Origin of the sequence: Pseudoalteromonas sp. UBA2102, assembly GCF_002331165.1 — a bacterium.
GTDB lineage: Bacteria > Pseudomonadota > Gammaproteobacteria > Enterobacterales > Alteromonadaceae > Pseudoalteromonas > Pseudoalteromonas atlantica.
The window spans coordinates 1-281 of record NZ_DCYU01000059.1 but is presented as its reverse complement, the minus strand read 5'-3'; the positions used below and the strand labels follow the sequence as shown (position 1 = coordinate 281).

Genomic DNA, 281 nt, shown 5'->3' with positions numbered 1-281 from the left:
AAAAAGGAGCTTAAGCTCCTTTTTTATGGTGATATTTAAGTCGATTGGTATTACTGACGATTAATTTTTACCGCAAAAGGCGTATCGTTATAGTGCGTTGAACGATACGGATTTATATCCAGCCCACCGCGGCGTGTATAACGCGCATAAACTTCAAGCTCTTTAATGTTTAGCTGCGTGGTTAAATCACTATAAATACGCTCTACACATTGCTCATGAAACTCATTGTGCGTTCTAAATGAAATTAAATAACGCAAGAGTGCCTCATGGCATATTTGCTC

Annotated in this window: 1 pseudogene; it reads right to left on the bottom strand. The window is 38.4% G+C overall.

The window, feature by feature from the left end:
• Window positions 1–50 precede the first annotated feature (50 nt).
• Window positions 51–281 (bottom strand): annotated as a pseudogene (gene queF / locus B2R65_RS07445) (NADPH-dependent 7-cyano-7-deazaguanine reductase QueF); the annotation flags it as partial.